This is a genomic window from Bradyrhizobium macuxiense (assembly GCF_007993935.1).
Lineage (GTDB): Bacteria > Pseudomonadota > Alphaproteobacteria > Rhizobiales > Xanthobacteraceae > Bradyrhizobium > Bradyrhizobium macuxiense_A.
Map to the genome: position 1 here is coordinate 400,219 of NZ_VITY01000006.1, position 14,265 is coordinate 414,483.

At 64.7% G+C, this 14,265-nt stretch carries 12 protein-coding genes; 9 read left to right on the top strand and 3 right to left on the bottom strand.

Annotation, left to right across the window (positions count from 1 at the left end):
- The first annotated feature begins 9 nt into the window (after positions 1 to 9).
- The gene (locus FBZ93_RS18850) at positions 10 to 468 is read left to right on the top strand and encodes a (2Fe-2S)-binding protein (protein WP_146987368.1); all 459 of its coding nucleotides are present in this window, start codon (positions 10 to 12) and stop codon (positions 466 to 468) included.
- A gap of 15 nt (positions 469 to 483) precedes the next feature.
- A complete protein-coding gene (locus FBZ93_RS18855; protein WP_146987369.1) occupies positions 484 to 2,853 on the top strand; it encodes a xanthine dehydrogenase family protein molybdopterin-binding subunit in 2,370 nt (789 codons plus the stop codon).
- A 48-nt stretch (positions 2,854 to 2,901) separates the two neighbouring features.
- On the opposite strand, the gene FBZ93_RS18860 is transcribed toward FBZ93_RS18855, so the two are convergent.
- Together FBZ93_RS18860 and FBZ93_RS18865 are read right to left on the bottom strand one after the other, a co-directional pair.
- Positions 2,902 to 3,660 carry an SDR family NAD(P)-dependent oxidoreductase gene (locus FBZ93_RS18860; RefSeq protein WP_146987371.1) on the bottom strand — a complete coding sequence of 253 codons (759 nt, stop codon included), beginning with the start codon at positions 3,658 to 3,660 and terminating at the stop codon, positions 2,902 to 2,904.
- An 80-nt stretch (positions 3,661 to 3,740) separates the two neighbouring features.
- The gene (locus FBZ93_RS18865; protein ID WP_146987373.1) at positions 3,741 to 5,012 is read right to left on the bottom strand and encodes an ROK family protein; all 1,272 of its coding nucleotides are present in this window, start codon (positions 5,010 to 5,012) and stop codon (positions 3,741 to 3,743) included.
- A 253-nt stretch (positions 5,013 to 5,265) separates the two neighbouring features.
- On the opposite strand from FBZ93_RS18865, the gene FBZ93_RS18870 reads away from it, so the two are divergent.
- The 7 genes from FBZ93_RS18870 to FBZ93_RS18900 all read left to right on the top strand — a co-directional run bounded on the left by FBZ93_RS18870 (position 5,266) and on the right by FBZ93_RS18900 (position 13,441).
- Positions 5,266 to 6,219, top strand: coding sequence for a sugar-binding protein (locus tag FBZ93_RS18870; RefSeq protein WP_433995422.1), 954 nt, complete (start codon positions 5,266 to 5,268; stop codon positions 6,217 to 6,219).
- Positions 6,220 to 6,282: 63 nt separating this feature from the next.
- The gene (locus FBZ93_RS18875; RefSeq protein ID WP_146987376.1) at positions 6,283 to 7,809 is read left to right on the top strand and encodes a sugar ABC transporter ATP-binding protein; all 1,527 of its coding nucleotides are present in this window, start codon (positions 6,283 to 6,285) and stop codon (positions 7,807 to 7,809) included.
- The gene (locus FBZ93_RS18880) at positions 7,806 to 8,867 is read left to right on the top strand and encodes an ABC transporter permease (protein ID WP_146987378.1); all 1,062 of its coding nucleotides are present in this window, start codon (positions 7,806 to 7,808) and stop codon (positions 8,865 to 8,867) included. The genes FBZ93_RS18875 and FBZ93_RS18880 overlap by 4 nt, the downstream gene beginning before the upstream one ends.
- A gap of 309 nt (positions 8,868 to 9,176) precedes the next feature.
- Positions 9,177 to 10,529 carry a carbohydrate porin gene (locus FBZ93_RS18885; RefSeq protein WP_146987379.1) on the top strand — a complete coding sequence of 451 codons (1,353 nt, stop codon included), beginning with the start codon at positions 9,177 to 9,179 and terminating at the stop codon, positions 10,527 to 10,529.
- 40 nt (positions 10,530 to 10,569) lie between these two features.
- Positions 10,570 to 11,334, top strand: coding sequence for an ATP-binding cassette domain-containing protein (locus FBZ93_RS18890; protein WP_146987380.1), 765 nt, complete (start codon positions 10,570 to 10,572; stop codon positions 11,332 to 11,334).
- Positions 11,334 to 12,416 carry an ABC transporter permease gene (locus FBZ93_RS18895; protein WP_167529097.1) on the top strand — a complete coding sequence of 361 codons (1,083 nt, stop codon included), beginning with the start codon at positions 11,334 to 11,336 and terminating at the stop codon, positions 12,414 to 12,416. Before FBZ93_RS18890 ends, FBZ93_RS18895 begins: the two co-directional genes overlap by 1 nt.
- Positions 12,417 to 12,508: 92 nt before the next feature.
- Positions 12,509 to 13,441: a sugar-binding protein gene (locus FBZ93_RS18900; RefSeq protein WP_146987384.1), complete on the top strand. Its 933-nt coding sequence runs from the start codon at positions 12,509 to 12,511 to the stop codon at positions 13,439 to 13,441.
- A 35-nt stretch (positions 13,442 to 13,476) separates the two neighbouring features.
- Here FBZ93_RS18900 and FBZ93_RS18905 read toward each other — a convergent pair whose 3' ends face one another.
- Complete coding sequence (locus tag FBZ93_RS18905; protein ID WP_146987386.1) at positions 13,477 to 14,247, bottom strand: adenylyl-sulfate kinase; 771 nt, start codon at positions 14,245 to 14,247, stop codon at positions 13,477 to 13,479.
- Positions 14,248 to 14,265 lie beyond the last annotated feature (18 nt).

A 14,265-nucleotide genomic window follows, 5' to 3' on the forward strand; every position in this document is an offset into this window, starting at 1 on the left:
GGGGATGACATGGGATTCAATCTGACCGTGAACGGCGATCGCCTCTCCTCCGCGGCCGAGCCTGCCACCCCGCTGGTCGATGTCCTGCGCGAGGAGATGCATCTGACCGGCGCGAAGCCGGTCTGTCGCGAAGGCTTCTGTGGCGCCTGCATGGTGCTGGTCGACGGCGAGCCGACGCCTTCGTGCCTGCTGCCGGCTGCGCTGGCCGATGGCCGCGAGATCCAGACCGTCGAAGGCCTTGCGCCGCTCGGCCAGTTGAACCGGATCCAGGCCGCACTCGAGGTCAGCGATGCCGTGCAATGCGGCATGTGCTTTCCCGGCATGGTGGTGAGCCTGACGCATCTCTTGACGACACGGCCGGATGCCACAAGTGACGATATCCGCGCGGCGCTGACCGGGAACATCTGCCGCTGCACCGGCTATGAACGCATCGTCGAGGCGACATTGCTCGCCTTGGCGACGGCTTGAGCGGGGGGCGCTGGGATGTCCGACGTTTCTGCAACGATGGATTTGCGCCGGCGTGACGCCGCCGACAAGCTGCGCGGCCGCACGCGCTACACCATCGATCGCTATCTGCCGGGCATGCTGCACGCCGCGGTGCTGCGCGCCGGTGTGCCGGCAGGGCGGATCATGCGTCTCGATACCTCGAGAGCAGCCCGCATGCCCGGCGTGCGCGCCATCGTGACGGCGGCCGATGCGCCCGGCATGATCGGGATCGGCATCGCCGATCATCCGCTGTTCGCCCGCGACGTCATCCGCTACGACGGCGAACCGCTCGCCGCGGTCGCAGCCGTCACGCTGGCGCAGGCGCAAGCCGCGCTCGCGGCGATTGACGTGGAGATCGAGCCGCTCCCCGCCGTCTTGACCATGGCGGACGCGCTGAAGCCGGATGCAAGCCTGGTTCATCCGGACTGGCGCAGCTATGAGGTCTTGCTCGAAGGCAGCGCGCGCGGCGGCAACGTCGCCTGGGAGGCGACCGTCGTTCGCGGCGACGTCGATGCCGCCTTTGCCCGGCCTGACGTCGAGATCGTCGAAAGCTGCTTTCGCGTCGGCCGGCAGAACCACGTCGCTTTCGAGCCGCGTGCGGTGGTCGCAAGCTACGAGGATGGACGCTTCCACATCGAGACGTCGACGCAGGTCCCCTGGGGCATCCGCAACGCGACCGCGCGCCTGCTCGGCGTACCGGCGTCGCAGGTCCGCGTTACGGTGCCGCCGGTCGGCGGCGGCTTCGGCCTCAAGTTCGATCTGGCAGTCGAACCGTTCGCCGCCCTGCTCGCCCGCGCCAGCGGCCGGCCGGTGCGCCTCGTCAATTCGCGCGAGGAGGAGATGCTCACCTGCCTGTTCCGCGAGAATGCCGATATCCGCATCCGCTCGGCGGTGACGCGCGAGGGAGATATCGTGGGGCGCGAGGCGGTGGTCCTGATGGATTGCGGCGCCTATGGCGGCGAACAGATCTTCCTGACCACCATGACCGCGCACACGCTCGGCGGCAACTACAAGCTTGGCAGCGTGCGCATGGTCTCGCGCGCGATCTACACCAACACGGCGCCGAATGGCGCGTTCCGCTGCTGCAACGGGGTCTACAACACCTTTGCGCTCGAGCGGCACACCGACGAGATCGCGGCGCGGATCGGAATGGATCCGCTCGCGTTCCGCCGCCGCAATGTGCTCGGCGACAAGGATCTCGGCGCCACCGGCCAAATCTTCGAAGGCGATGTGCTCGGCCCGATGCTCGAGCGGATGGATACGCTGCGCGATGCGGCTGCGCCGCCGCCAGCGCGCAGCGACGGCCGGCTCTATGGACGCGCGACCACCGTCGGCACCTGGTTCGTCTTCGTCGGCCCATCGGCCGCAACGGTGAACATGAATGCCGACGGCACGGCGACGCTGGTCACGTCGGGCGTTGAAATCGGATCCGGCTCGATGATGCAGAGCCTGCCGCAGATCGTCGCCAGCACGCTCGGCATCGCGCCCGAGCATGTGGTCGTGCGCGCAGCCGATACCGATGCGGCCGGCTATGACGTCGGCGTCGGCGGCGGCCGCACCACCGTCTCGCTCGGCGCCGCCAGCCTGTCGGGAGCGCAGGAGGTGCGCACCAAGCTGCTGAAGGTCGCCTCCGAGATGATCGAGGCTGCGCCCGATGATCTCGTCATGCGCGGCGGGCGGATCGAGATCGCCGGCGCGCCGGGCTCCGGCCGTACCGTCATGGAGGTCGCGACCCGCGCCCAGGCGCTGGGTGGTCCGGTCTCCGGCACCGGCGCCTTCACCGGCGCCGGCGTGCCCGCGATGCCCGGCTGCGTGGCCGGACATTTCATCGACGCGATCGACATCCCTGTCTTCGCGGTCCACGACTGCGAGGTCGCGGTCGATCCGGAAACCGGACATGTCGAGGTGCTGAGCTATCGCGTGGTCCAGGACGTCGGCCGCGCGCTGAACCCGCGCGCGATCCATGGCCAGATCCAGGGCGGTGTCGTGCAGGGGCTGGGTTATGCGTTGCACGAGGAAGTCACGATCGGCAGCAACGGCCGGGTCTGCCAGAACGGCTTCGAAACCTATCGCGTGCCGCTGGCGCTCGATGTCGTGCCGGTCGAAATCAGTCTCTATGAAGGGGCGCCGTCAATCGGACCGCTCGGCACCAAGGGCGCCGGCGAGGTGCCGATCCTCAATGTCGGAGCGGCCGTCGCCTGCGCCGTTGCAAACGCCACGGGCAAGCGCGTCCAGGCGCTTCCACTGACCCCGCCGCGCGTGCTCGAACTCCTGCTCGATCGCACGCAGGATCTGGCCCTTTCCCACATCGCCGATGCATGGACGGACAATCTGATACGGTCGTATCAGACAGCTCACGACAAATAGCAGCGAACCCGCGTCCCGTCCGGCGCGTCAACGCCGTCGATTGAATCGCTAGACCCAGCCGCCGTCGACGATATGGCTCTGGTTGGTGCAGGCGCCGCTGTCGTCGGCGGCAAAAAACAGCACGACGCGGGCGATGTCGTCAGGCACGAGCTTGCGCTTGAGGCACTGCCGCTGCATCAGTTCAGTGACGCCTTCGGGCGTCAGCCACAGATCCTGCTGCCGCTGGGTCATGATCCATCCGGGCAGGATGGAGTTGACCCGCACATTGTGCGGCCCGAGATCGCGGGCCAGCGCGCGGGTGAGGCCCTGAACCGCTGATTTCGCCGTGGTGTAGCAGGGCATGTTGCCCTGGCCGATCACCCAGCTCACCGATCCGATATTGATGATCGCACCGCCGCCCGCCTGTTTCATGTCGGGTGCGACCGCCTGGGCGCTGAAGAACTGATGCTTCAGGTTGACGGCGATCCGCTCGTCCCAGAATTCCGGTGTGACGTCCTCGATCGTGTGACGATCATCGCGCGCTGCGTTGTTGACCAGGATGGTGATCGGCCCGAGCGCCTCGCGGATGCCGGCGATCGCGCGGCGCAGCGCGCCGATGTCGCGCAGGTCGGCGTGTTCGAAGTGCACGCGCGCTTGCGCCCCCAGATCGGACAGCAGTTGCTCCGAGGACGTCAGATCGATGTCGATGAAGCCGACCCGCGCGCCCTGGCTGACGAATTGGCGGACGATCGCCTCGCCGATGCCGGAACCGCCACCGGTGACCAGGACGGTCCGGTCCTTGAGGCTTGGATAAATAGCACCCTGCATTGGCATCCTCACGATTTGGCGCCTGAAGGGCGTCAGTTGCATTGCTGCGGCTCAAGCAAAGGGCCGCAGCTCCCGAGGTTTCACTCGGTTGTCTCCATGTGGCTTCGGTCCACGACCCGTAGCGTCCGCCGCACCATGCCGTCGACAATCGTCGCCGACTCGCTGGGACGCACATGGATCGCCGTGGATTTGAGCAGCCACGGCAGCACCGCCTGCTCGAGCCGTTCCTCATAGGCACTGCGCATCATGTCGAACGCCTGCAGGCCGGGACCTGCGAGGATCAGATGATGCGGGCGCAGCACCGATATCGTCGTGGCGACCGCCTCGGCAAGCGCGTGGCCAGCCTGCCGAAACAACTGTTCGAGACGCGGATCGCCGGCGCGTGCCCGCGCCCGGAGCAGCGCCATCTGCGCCTCGGACGGTTGCTGCGACACCGCCGGCGGCAGGTCGAGAAAGGTGCGGGCGTCTCGGTAGAGCGCATAGTCGGCGAGATGGGCCTCGATGCAGCCGCGCTGACCACAGCGGCACTGCGGACCGTTCGGCGTCAACTTGACATGGCCGATCTCGCTGCCTGCGCCGGCCCCCCAGCGCGCTTCACCGTCGACGATGATGCCCATGCCGATGCCGTGACCGACCATCAGCGTGGCCGTGAGGCCCTGCGCCAGTGCCGGCTCGGCTGCGACAAGGGCGAGCGCCACCGCGACCGCGTCGTTCGCCATCACGACTTCGACGCCGAATTCCTGGCGGATCGGCGTTGCCAGATCGACGTCGGTGATCGACAGCGCTGGGCTCCACAGATGCCGGCCGGTGTCGGCGTCGACGATGCCCTGCAGCGCAATCCCGATTCCCAGCACCCGGTCTCGCGGCGTGGCCGTCTCTTCGAGCATGGCCTCGATCTGCGCGATCACGAGGTCGCACACCGCGCCTGCATCGAGCCCGCGCGTCGTCAGTTCAAGCCGCGATTGCGCCAGGGCCGCGCCGCTGAAATCGGCGATCAATGTCTCGACCAGATTCATGCGCAGCGAGACCGCAATGATGCGGCCGAATTCGGGGTTCAGGGTCAGCAGGACCGCCGGCCGGCCGCGGCGGCGGCCGTTCAACCCATCCGTATCCTCGTCGTCGGTATCGTCCGGCCACGACGTCGCCGTATCGGTCTCGGCCTCAACCAGCAGGTCTTCCGCCATCAGCTTCGACGTGATGGCCGAAATGGCCGGGAAGCTCAGCCCGGTGCTGCGTGCAAGCTCGACGCGCGGCAACGGTCCCTGACGCCGCAAGACTTCAACGAGACGGTCGCGGTTCGATCCGCGGGTCAGACTTGAAGCGCGTCTCAGCGGTTCGGACTGCTCATTCATGCCGGCTTTTTTAATTCGCTTGATAAAATTATTCAACGGATACGCCTCAGATATTGGCCAGAAAGTATCGATTGCGACTGAAATACATCACCTTCCTACTATTTTTGCTTGAACAGCGGGACTCGAACATCCTTGACTGGACTTTTTGTCGCGCTAATTTATTAGTTACGTGAATAAAATAAGGCGTGAAAAGCGCCGGGCGTGAAATCCCCTCGCGGGGGGTATCGACAGGGAGGTGCATATGAATAACTCAATGAAGAGGTTGATCGTGCCGCTGCTGGCGGGCGCAGCTGCGCTCGCGATGACCACGGGGATAGCACAGGCGCAGCAAAAAAAGACCATCGCGCTGGTGACCAACGTCGCGGCCGACTTCTGGACCATCGCGGGCCGCGGGCTTGAGAAGGCGCAGAAAGAGCACCCAGACTACAATATCGAGTTGATCGTCACCAATGAAGGCACCGCGGCCGGTCAGCGGCGCGAGCTGGACGACCTGCTGGTGCGCGGCGTCGCCGGCATCTCGATCTCCGTCGACGACGCGCCGCATGCGACCGAAGAACTCAACAAGGTTGCGGCCAAGACCGTGCTGATCACGACGGACAGCGACGCGCCGCAGAGCAATCGCCTCGCCTATATCGGCACCGACAACGTCGCGGCCGGACGGCAGGCCGGCGAGGAGATCAAGAAGGCGCTGCCGAACGGCGGCAAGATCGCGCTGTTCGTCGGAACGATGGACGCCGACAACGCCCGTGAGCGGGTGCAGGGCATCAAGGAATCGATCGCCGGCACCAAGGTCGAGCTGGTCGACGTGTTCACCGACCAGGTCGACTTCGCCAAGGCCAAGGCGAACATGGAGAACGTGCTCGTCAAATATCCCGATATCGCGCTGCTGTCCGGCCTGTGGAGCTACGAGACCCCGCTGATCTATGATGCGGTGAAGGCCGCGGGCAAGGCCGGCAAGGTGAAGATCGTCGGCTTCGACGAGGATCAGCGCACGCTGCGGGGCATTTCCGACGGCACGATCGAATCCACCGTCGTGCAGCAGCCGTACGAGTTCGGCTATCTCTCCGCCACCAACATCATCAAGACGCTGAACGGCGACAAGTCCTGGATTCCGAAGGACAGCAAGCTGATCGTGCCGACCAAGGTGATCAGCAAGGCCAACGTCGCGGAGTTCGCCGCGAATCTGAAGGACCTGTTGAAGAAGTAACTTCAGTCGGCTTCACCGCCCGGCCGCCACGGCCGCCGGGCGGTGTGCAGGAGGACATGCCGCATGGCGGAAACGCTGCTGGAACTCAGCGGAATCAGCAAGACCTATCCCGGCGTCCGGGCGCTCGACGACGTCAATTTGCGCATCTGCCGCGGCGAGGTGCTGGGCCTGATCGGCGAGAACGGCGCCGGCAAGTCGACGCTGATGCGCGTGCTGGCAGGCGTGATCGCACCGAGCGCGGGCGTGATCCGCATCGGCGGCACCGAGCACGCCCGGATGACGGTGAACGAGGCGACGCTCGCCGGCATCGCCTTCGTGCACCAGGAGCTGAACCTGTTCGAGAATCTCGACGTCGCAGCCAACGTCTTCATCGGGCGCGAGAAGCTTGCCGGCGGCCCGCTGAAGCTGGTGGACAATGCCGAGATGCGCGCTCGCGTGACGCCGCTGCTGGAACGGCTGGGCGCCGATTTCACGCCGAGCACGCTGGTCGACAATCTGTCGATCGCCGAGCGTCAGATGGTGGAGATCGCCAAGGCGCTCTCGATCGACGCGCGCGTGATCATCATGGACGAGCCAACCTCGAGCCTGACGATTTCGGAGACCGAACGGCTGCTGGAGGTGATCGCCGACCTGAAGGCACACGGCATTTCGGTGATCTACATCTCGCACCGGCTCGGTGAGATCATGAGCTGCGCCGATCGCGTCGTGGTGCTGCGCGACGGGCGCACGGTGGGGGAGCTGGCGCGGAACGAGCTGAGCCACGCCGCCATGATCCGGCTGATGATCGGCCGCGACCTGAAGGCGCTGTACACACCCCCGGCGCACGCGCCGCAGCCGGGCGGCTGCGACATCGCGGGCGTCGTGACGACGGCCTTTCCCGACCGGCAGATCGATCTTTCGGTGCGGCGCGGCGAGATCCTTGGCCTTGCCGGACTCGTCGGCGCCGGCCGCACCTCGCTTGCCCGCGCCGTGTTCGGCATCGACCCGCTGCTGGGCGGCGAGATCAGGATCGACAACGCACCGGTCGGTGTCGCCTCGCCGCGCGATGCGATCAGGCAGGGAATCTACCTGGTGCCGGAGGACCGCAAGAAATCCGGGCTGGTGCTGGAACTGCCGATTCGCGAAAACGTGACGCTCGCGAGCCTGTTGGATTATGCGCGGATGTGGCTGGTCAACGGCACCGCCGAGCGCAAGATCGCAAAAGATCAGGCGAGGCGCCTGTCGATCAAGGCGCCGAGCATCGACATCGAAGCGGTGACGCTCTCCGGCGGCAACCAGCAGAAGGTGGTGCTGGGCAAATGGCTCTCGATGCAGCCGCGCGTGATGTTCTTCGACGAGCCGACCCGCGGCATCGATGTCGGCGCCAAGAGCGAGATCTACGCGCTGATGCGCAGCCTCGCCGACCAGGGCGTCGCCATCGTGATGATCTCCTCCGACATGGAGGAGGTCATCGGCGTCTCGGACCGGGTCGCAGTGATGCATGAAGGCAGCGTCAGCGGCGTGCTCGAGCGCGACCAGTTCAGCGAATACAACGTGTTGCGGCTGGCGGTCGGCCAAACGCTCGAGACCATGGAGGCCGCTGCGTCATGATGAAGAAAGAACTCGGCCTGTTCTTGCTGCTGGCGGTGATCTCCGCCATCACCGGCGCGATCAACCCGGCCTTTCTGTCGTTCGTGAACCTACTGAACATGGCCAATTTGATCGGCCTGTTCGGTGTGTTCGCGCTGGGCGAAGGGCTCGTCATCATCACCGGAGGCATCGATCTTTCGCTCGGCTCGATGTTCGCGCTGCTTGGCGTCGTCTTCATCGACCTGCTGACGACGTATCAGGTGCCCTGGCCGTTCGCGCTGCTGCTGGTCCTGATGGGCGGGCTGGCGCTGGGCGGCATCCAGGGCTTCCTGATCACCCGGCTGAAGATGCAGCCCTTCATCGTGACGCTGTGCGGGCTTTTGATCTATCGCGGCGCCGCACGCTACTACACCAGCGATTCGACGCGCGGCTTCGGCTACGGCGACGAGGCCAGCACGCTGAGCAACATCGCCTCCGGCAATGTCGCGGGCATTCCGAACACTTTCATCTTTCTGATCATCCTGGCGGTGATCCTCGGCGTGCTGCTGCATCGCTCGGTCTACGGGCGCTGGCTCTATGCCGTCGGCAAGAACGAGGAAGCGGCGCGTTTCTCCGGCATCAGGACGAACCTCGTGATCGCGACCGCCTATGTCATCAGCGGCGGCCTCGCCGGCGTTTCGACCGTGCTGTTCGTGTTCTACACCAACTCGGTCTCGCCGAGCTCCTTCGGCAATTTCTACGAGCTCTATGCGATTGCGGCGGCCGTGCTCGGCGGCTGCAGCCTGCGCGGCGGCGAAGGCTCCATCCTTGGTATCGTGCTGGGGACGGCCTTGCTGCAGGTGCTGCAGAACCTCGTGAACATCCTCGGCATTCCGAATTCGCTGAACTTCGCGGTGATGGGCACCGTAATTCTGATCGGCGTGCTGGCGGATCAGCAATTGCAGGCCCGGCGGCGGCGCAAGGCCGCGCTGGCCGGCCTCGCCCGCACGGCGCCGAAATCGAAGGAACCCACGATTCGGCAAAGCGCGTCTCCGCATGGCGCGGCCGCGTTGCCGACGAGCGCGGGTGATCAGGCGTGACAACACGATACGGAAGAGCCGCGATCGGGAATACGGACGCGGCGACGTGAGTAGAGGAACACGGGGAGGAGTTCGATGCGCAGGACCGATGAAGTACGCCACGCTGGCGTCCGCATTCGCGCTGCAGGCCGGACCCGGCCGGGCGGCGGACCGACCCTCACCACCGTCTTGAAAGGCTTTGGTGCGCACGCGGTTTCCATCTCAGGTTGAGGGATGAGTGCACTGAAAGGGGCGCGTTCCGTGCTGAAGGGCTTTGGGCGGGAACGTGAAGCAAAATGGACAAAGCCGGGGACGCTGGGAGTGCAGAAAATGTCACTTAGATCTGTAGGCACCGCGGGGGCGTGCGGATTGGGGATCGCCCTATTATCTCTATTCGGCGGCGGCGGCGCGCATGCGGCCGATCTGCTCACGAAGGCTCCGCCTGTGCCTTACACGGAGACCGATGATTTCTGGACCAGGCCGTATCTGTTCGGCGATCTCGGCAGGACGCAGCTGAAAGAGCGAGGCATCTCGCTGGCCCTGACGCTTGGCGACGAAGCCGTCGGCAATCTGTCGGGCGGCAACAAGAACGTCGGGGCTAACGCCGGACAGCTGTTCTTCCAGGCAAAGTTCGACATGGCGAAGCTCGCCGGCATCCAGGGTGGCACCGTCGGCCTCACGCTGGTCGACCGCTTCGGCCACAATCTGAACGACGACGCAGGCATTCCGGCCTTGCAGCTGACCAACGAAGTGTTCGGCCGCGGTAATATCCTGCGCCTCACGGAACTCTACTACTCGCAAAAGCTGTTCGATAATCGCCTCGAACTCAAGGGCGGCCGGCTGCCGGTCGGCTCCGACTTCTTCTTCGGCCTGTGCGAGTTCATCAACCTGACCTTCTGCGGCGGCCAGCCCGGCAACATCCAGGGTGGCTACATCTACAATTGGCCGGTGAGCCAATGGGCCGGTGTGGCGCACTACAACTTCGCCAAGGAATGGCAGCTGTCGGTCGGCGTCTACGACGCCAATCCGAATTATCTGACGACGTCGGATTCCTCGACCTACTTCCTGCCGGGCGTTCCCGGCTCGAGCCGCGCCTCCGGCGTGCTGGTGCCGGTCGAGGTGGTCTGGGCGCCGAGCGGTCCATTGAACGGGACCTGGAGATTCGGCGGCTGGTATGACAGCGCGTCGACAATTGACGGCGGCCTGCCGGGTATCATCGCGGCCATCCCGGGCGTCGATGGTGTCCCGGGCCAGAATCTCGGAGATCAACGCGGCCGCTATGGCGTTTATGAATCAATCCTGCAGCGGCTGACCGTTGAGGGTGCAAAGGCGCAGGGTTGGTACATGTTCCTCAACACGACGGTCGCCGATCACCGGACGTCGTACCAGGACTACCAGGTCGCGCTGGGCTTCAGGCACACCGGAACGTTCTCCTGGCGTCCGGAAGACGAAGTCGGCTTCGCGGTGGGCACGACCCATGTGAATTCGGCGGCCCTCACCCCCAATGCCGGCGGCAACGAAGTTCCGATCGAAGCCTGGTACGGCTGGCAGGCGACTGGCTGGATGAACCTCAAGTTCGACGCCCAGTACGTGATCAACCCGGGCGGACGCGGCTATAACGGCGCCGGCGTCAAGACCGAGAACGCCTGGGTGCTTGGTTTGCGTACGCTGGTGCACTTCTGAGCCGGAGGTGGTTTGCCAGCATGCCGGAGCGAGACCAGCCATGGTAACCCCTCACGACGCCGGGCTAGCAGTCCTGGAGTTGAAGGGCATCGGCAAGGAGTTCGGCGCCATTCGTGCGTTGCATGGCGTCGACCTGCGCGTCTCCCCCGGCGAGGTTGTCGGCCTGATGGGCGACAACGGCGCCGGCAAGTCGACGCTGGTCAAGATCATCGCCGGGAATTTCCCGCCAACTCACGGCGAGATCCGCTTTGACGGCAAGCCGGTTCACTTCGTCCGTCCAATCGATGCCCGCACGGTCGGCATAGAGGTGGTCTATCAAGACCTCGCGCTCGCCGACAATCTCACGGCAGCGGCCAATGTGTTCCTCGGCCGTGAGCTCAAGCGCAAGCTTGGTCCGTTCGCGTTGCTCGACCACAAGGCGATGGCAGCCCGCGCGCTGGAGCTATTCGGCGAGCTGCGCTCGGAGACCCGGCCGCACGATCTCGTCAAGCAGATGTCAGGCGGCCAGCGGCAGGCGGTCGCGATCGCGCGGACGCGGCTCTCCAACGCCAAGCTCGTGATGATGGACGAGCCGACGGCGGCGATTTCGGTCCGCCAGGTCGAACAGGTCCTGAGCCTGATCCATCGCCTGAAGGAACAGGGCGTCGCGGTCATGCTGATCTCGCACCGCATGCCCGACGTGTTCGCGGTCTGCGACCGCGTCGTGGTCATGCGTCGCGGCGAGAAGCGGGCCGACAAGGCGATCGGCGACACCAGCCCCGAAGAAGTCACCTCCCTGATCACGGGAGCGAAGGAGGCTGCGTGATGGCCACGCCCCTGGACTCTCCCCTCACCTTCACCAATGTCGGCAAGACCAAATGGTGGCGAAGCGGCCTCTTCGCCTCGCAGACCGGCTACGTCCTGCTCGCTCTGGTGGCGCTGTTCGTGGTGATGAACTTCGCCAGCCCTTACTTCCTCACCCAGGGCAATCTGCAGAATGTGGCGAAGAACTTTTCCTTCATCGCCATCGCCACGCTCGGCGTGACCTTCGTCATCATCACGGGCGGCATCGATCTCTCGGTGGGCTCGGTGATGTGCTTCTCCGCGATGATCACCTCGATGGTCATGACGTCCATCTCGACACCGGGCATGCCCGGCGCGGACTGGTTCGTGCATCTGGCCGACGACGGCAAGACCGTGATCGCCAACATGCCCGGGTTGATCCTGCTTGTCTCGGTGCTGGCAGGGCTCGGCGTCGCGCTGGTAGTCGGCCTCGTCAACGGCTTCTGCATCGCGGTGCTGGGGCTGTCACCCTTCGTCACCACGCTCGGCATGCTCTCGATCGTGCGCGGCCTCGGCTACGTCGTCTCCAACGGCCGCGGCAGCTTTCCCAGCGGCCCCGAAGCCAGTTATTTCTACACGCTGACATCGGGCGTCGTGTTCGGACTGCCCGCGCCGTTCATCTATCTCGTGGTGCTCGCGGCGACGATGGCGGTCGTGCTGCACCACACCGGTTTCGGCCGCCACGTCTTTGCGCTCGGCGGCAATGAGAAGGCGGCTGCCTTGACCGGCATCTCGGTCGTGCGCGTCAAGATCGAGGTCTACGTCATCTGTGCGCTCGCGGCCGGCCTGCAGGGCATCATCATCTGCGGCTGGCTCGGATCCGCGCCGGCCAACATGGCGACGTCCTACGAGCTCAATGTCATTGCGGCCGCCGTGATCGGCGGCGCCAATCTTGCCGGTGGCGCCGGCGGCCCGCTCGGGGCCATCGTCGGCTGCGTGCTGCTGGAAGTGATCCGCAACGGCCTCGTGCTCGCGCAGGTCAACTCCTATTGGCAGCAGACCCTGGTGGGGGTGATCATCATCGCAGCGGTGCTGGTCGACCGCCTTCGCTCGCGCATGGCCTGACAAGTTCATCCTGGAGGATCGTGATGTCCGCCTATCCACCTCCCGGAGCCACCACCTGAAGGATAGGCACAATAAGAATGTGGAGGGAAACAATGAGGAAGGCACTTCTTGCCGCCGCGGTGCTCGCCATGATGGCGTCGCCCGGCTTTGCCCAGAGCTACAAATTCGTGATCGTGCCCAAGGCGATGAACAATCCGTTCTTCGACTTCGCGCGCGACGGCTGTCAGAAGCGAGCCAAGGAGCTCGGCAACATCGAATGCATCTACAAGGGTCCCGTCGAGCACGAGCCGGCGACGCAAGCGCAAATCATCCAGGATTTCATCACCCAGAAAGTGGACGGCCTCGCCATCTCGGTCGCCGACGTTGCGGCCATGACCAAGTCGATCGAGGCGGCGACGGCGGCCGGCATCACCGTCATCACGTTCGACGCGGACGCACCTGGCTCGAAGCGGATTGCCTATATCGGTACCGACAACAAGGAATTCGGTGTCGCGCTCGGCAAGCAATTGCTGAAGCTCCGGCCCGACGGCGGCAAATACGCGATGATCTCCGGCGGGCCGGGTGCGGAGAACCTCGCCGAACGCGTCAATGGTGTCCGAGAAGCGCTGAAGGGCTCGAAGTGGACCGAGGTCGGGGGATCGCCGACCTTCTGCAACGACGACCCCGCGCTCGGCGTTCAGCAGATGACCGATCTGCGCACTGCCGTTCCCGACCTCGCAGCGATCGTCCCGGTCGGCGGCTGGCCGATGTTTGCGCCAGAAGGCTTCAAGGCGTTCGCCAGCAAGAGCAAGAAGGACATCGACGCCGGCAAGTTCACGCTGGTCGTGGCCGATACCCTCAAGATGCAGCTCGAGCTCCTGAACGAGGGCTACGCCAATGCGCTGATCGGCCAGCGTCCGTTCGAGATGGGCGAGAAAGCGATGGATACGCTGCTTGCCATCAAGAAGGGCCAGAAGGTGCCGGAGATCATCCACACCGGCCTCGACGTTGTGACAAAGGACAACGTCGCGGCGATGCTGAAGTAGGAGTTAAGCGGCGCTTTGATGGTTCGCCACGCTCGTTATCGGGAACAACTCATCAAGCGCCGCACTTCACTCGCCGAGATCGCTTCCGTGCCCTCATCCAACACCAGCTTCTCCACCACATAGCCGACGTCGCGCCCGTAGAACACGTTGGTGATGTTCGGTAGCGCGACAACGACGAAGCGGCCGACGTGATCCGCAAGGCCTGTTTCGATGCGTTGCCTGATCTCAGAAAACGAGAATGGATTCTTCTCGTCGGTTCCGTGTGTGTCGCGCACAGCCACGCACACCTGCCCAACCCGCCGGATGCCTTCCTCTATCAGTCGGCGGTGGCCTGCGTGAAACGGTTGGTAGCGCCCGACGAAGAGTGCGGTCGGCTTCCGTGGATCGAATGGCGGACGCAATCTGGCAAGCACCTTCTCTGCCCAGAATTGCGGAGTTCCATTTCCATTCACGCGGAGATCGAAATTGCCGGGGAGAACGAACATGCGGTTGGTATCTTCAAAGCGCCCTGCATCGATGCGATCGACCCAGATGATAAATGCCTTGCCAAAGGCCGCTCGCGTCTCATCGGTCGGGCAGACGAAATCGGCAATCACGGTACCGCCGGCCTCGACGACGCGATCACACATCCATCCCATCCGCCTGGCGTGCTCGACGCGGTCTTCGTGACTGAAGCCGAGATCGCGTGACAGGTTCTCCCGCACTGCGTCCGCGTTGAACACGACGGCATTGATGAGCGGCGCAAGGGCTTTTGCCAGTGTGGTCTTGCCCGCGCCAGGTAGACCCATGATCAATATCTTGCGCATCTTGTTCCTCTCGAACGA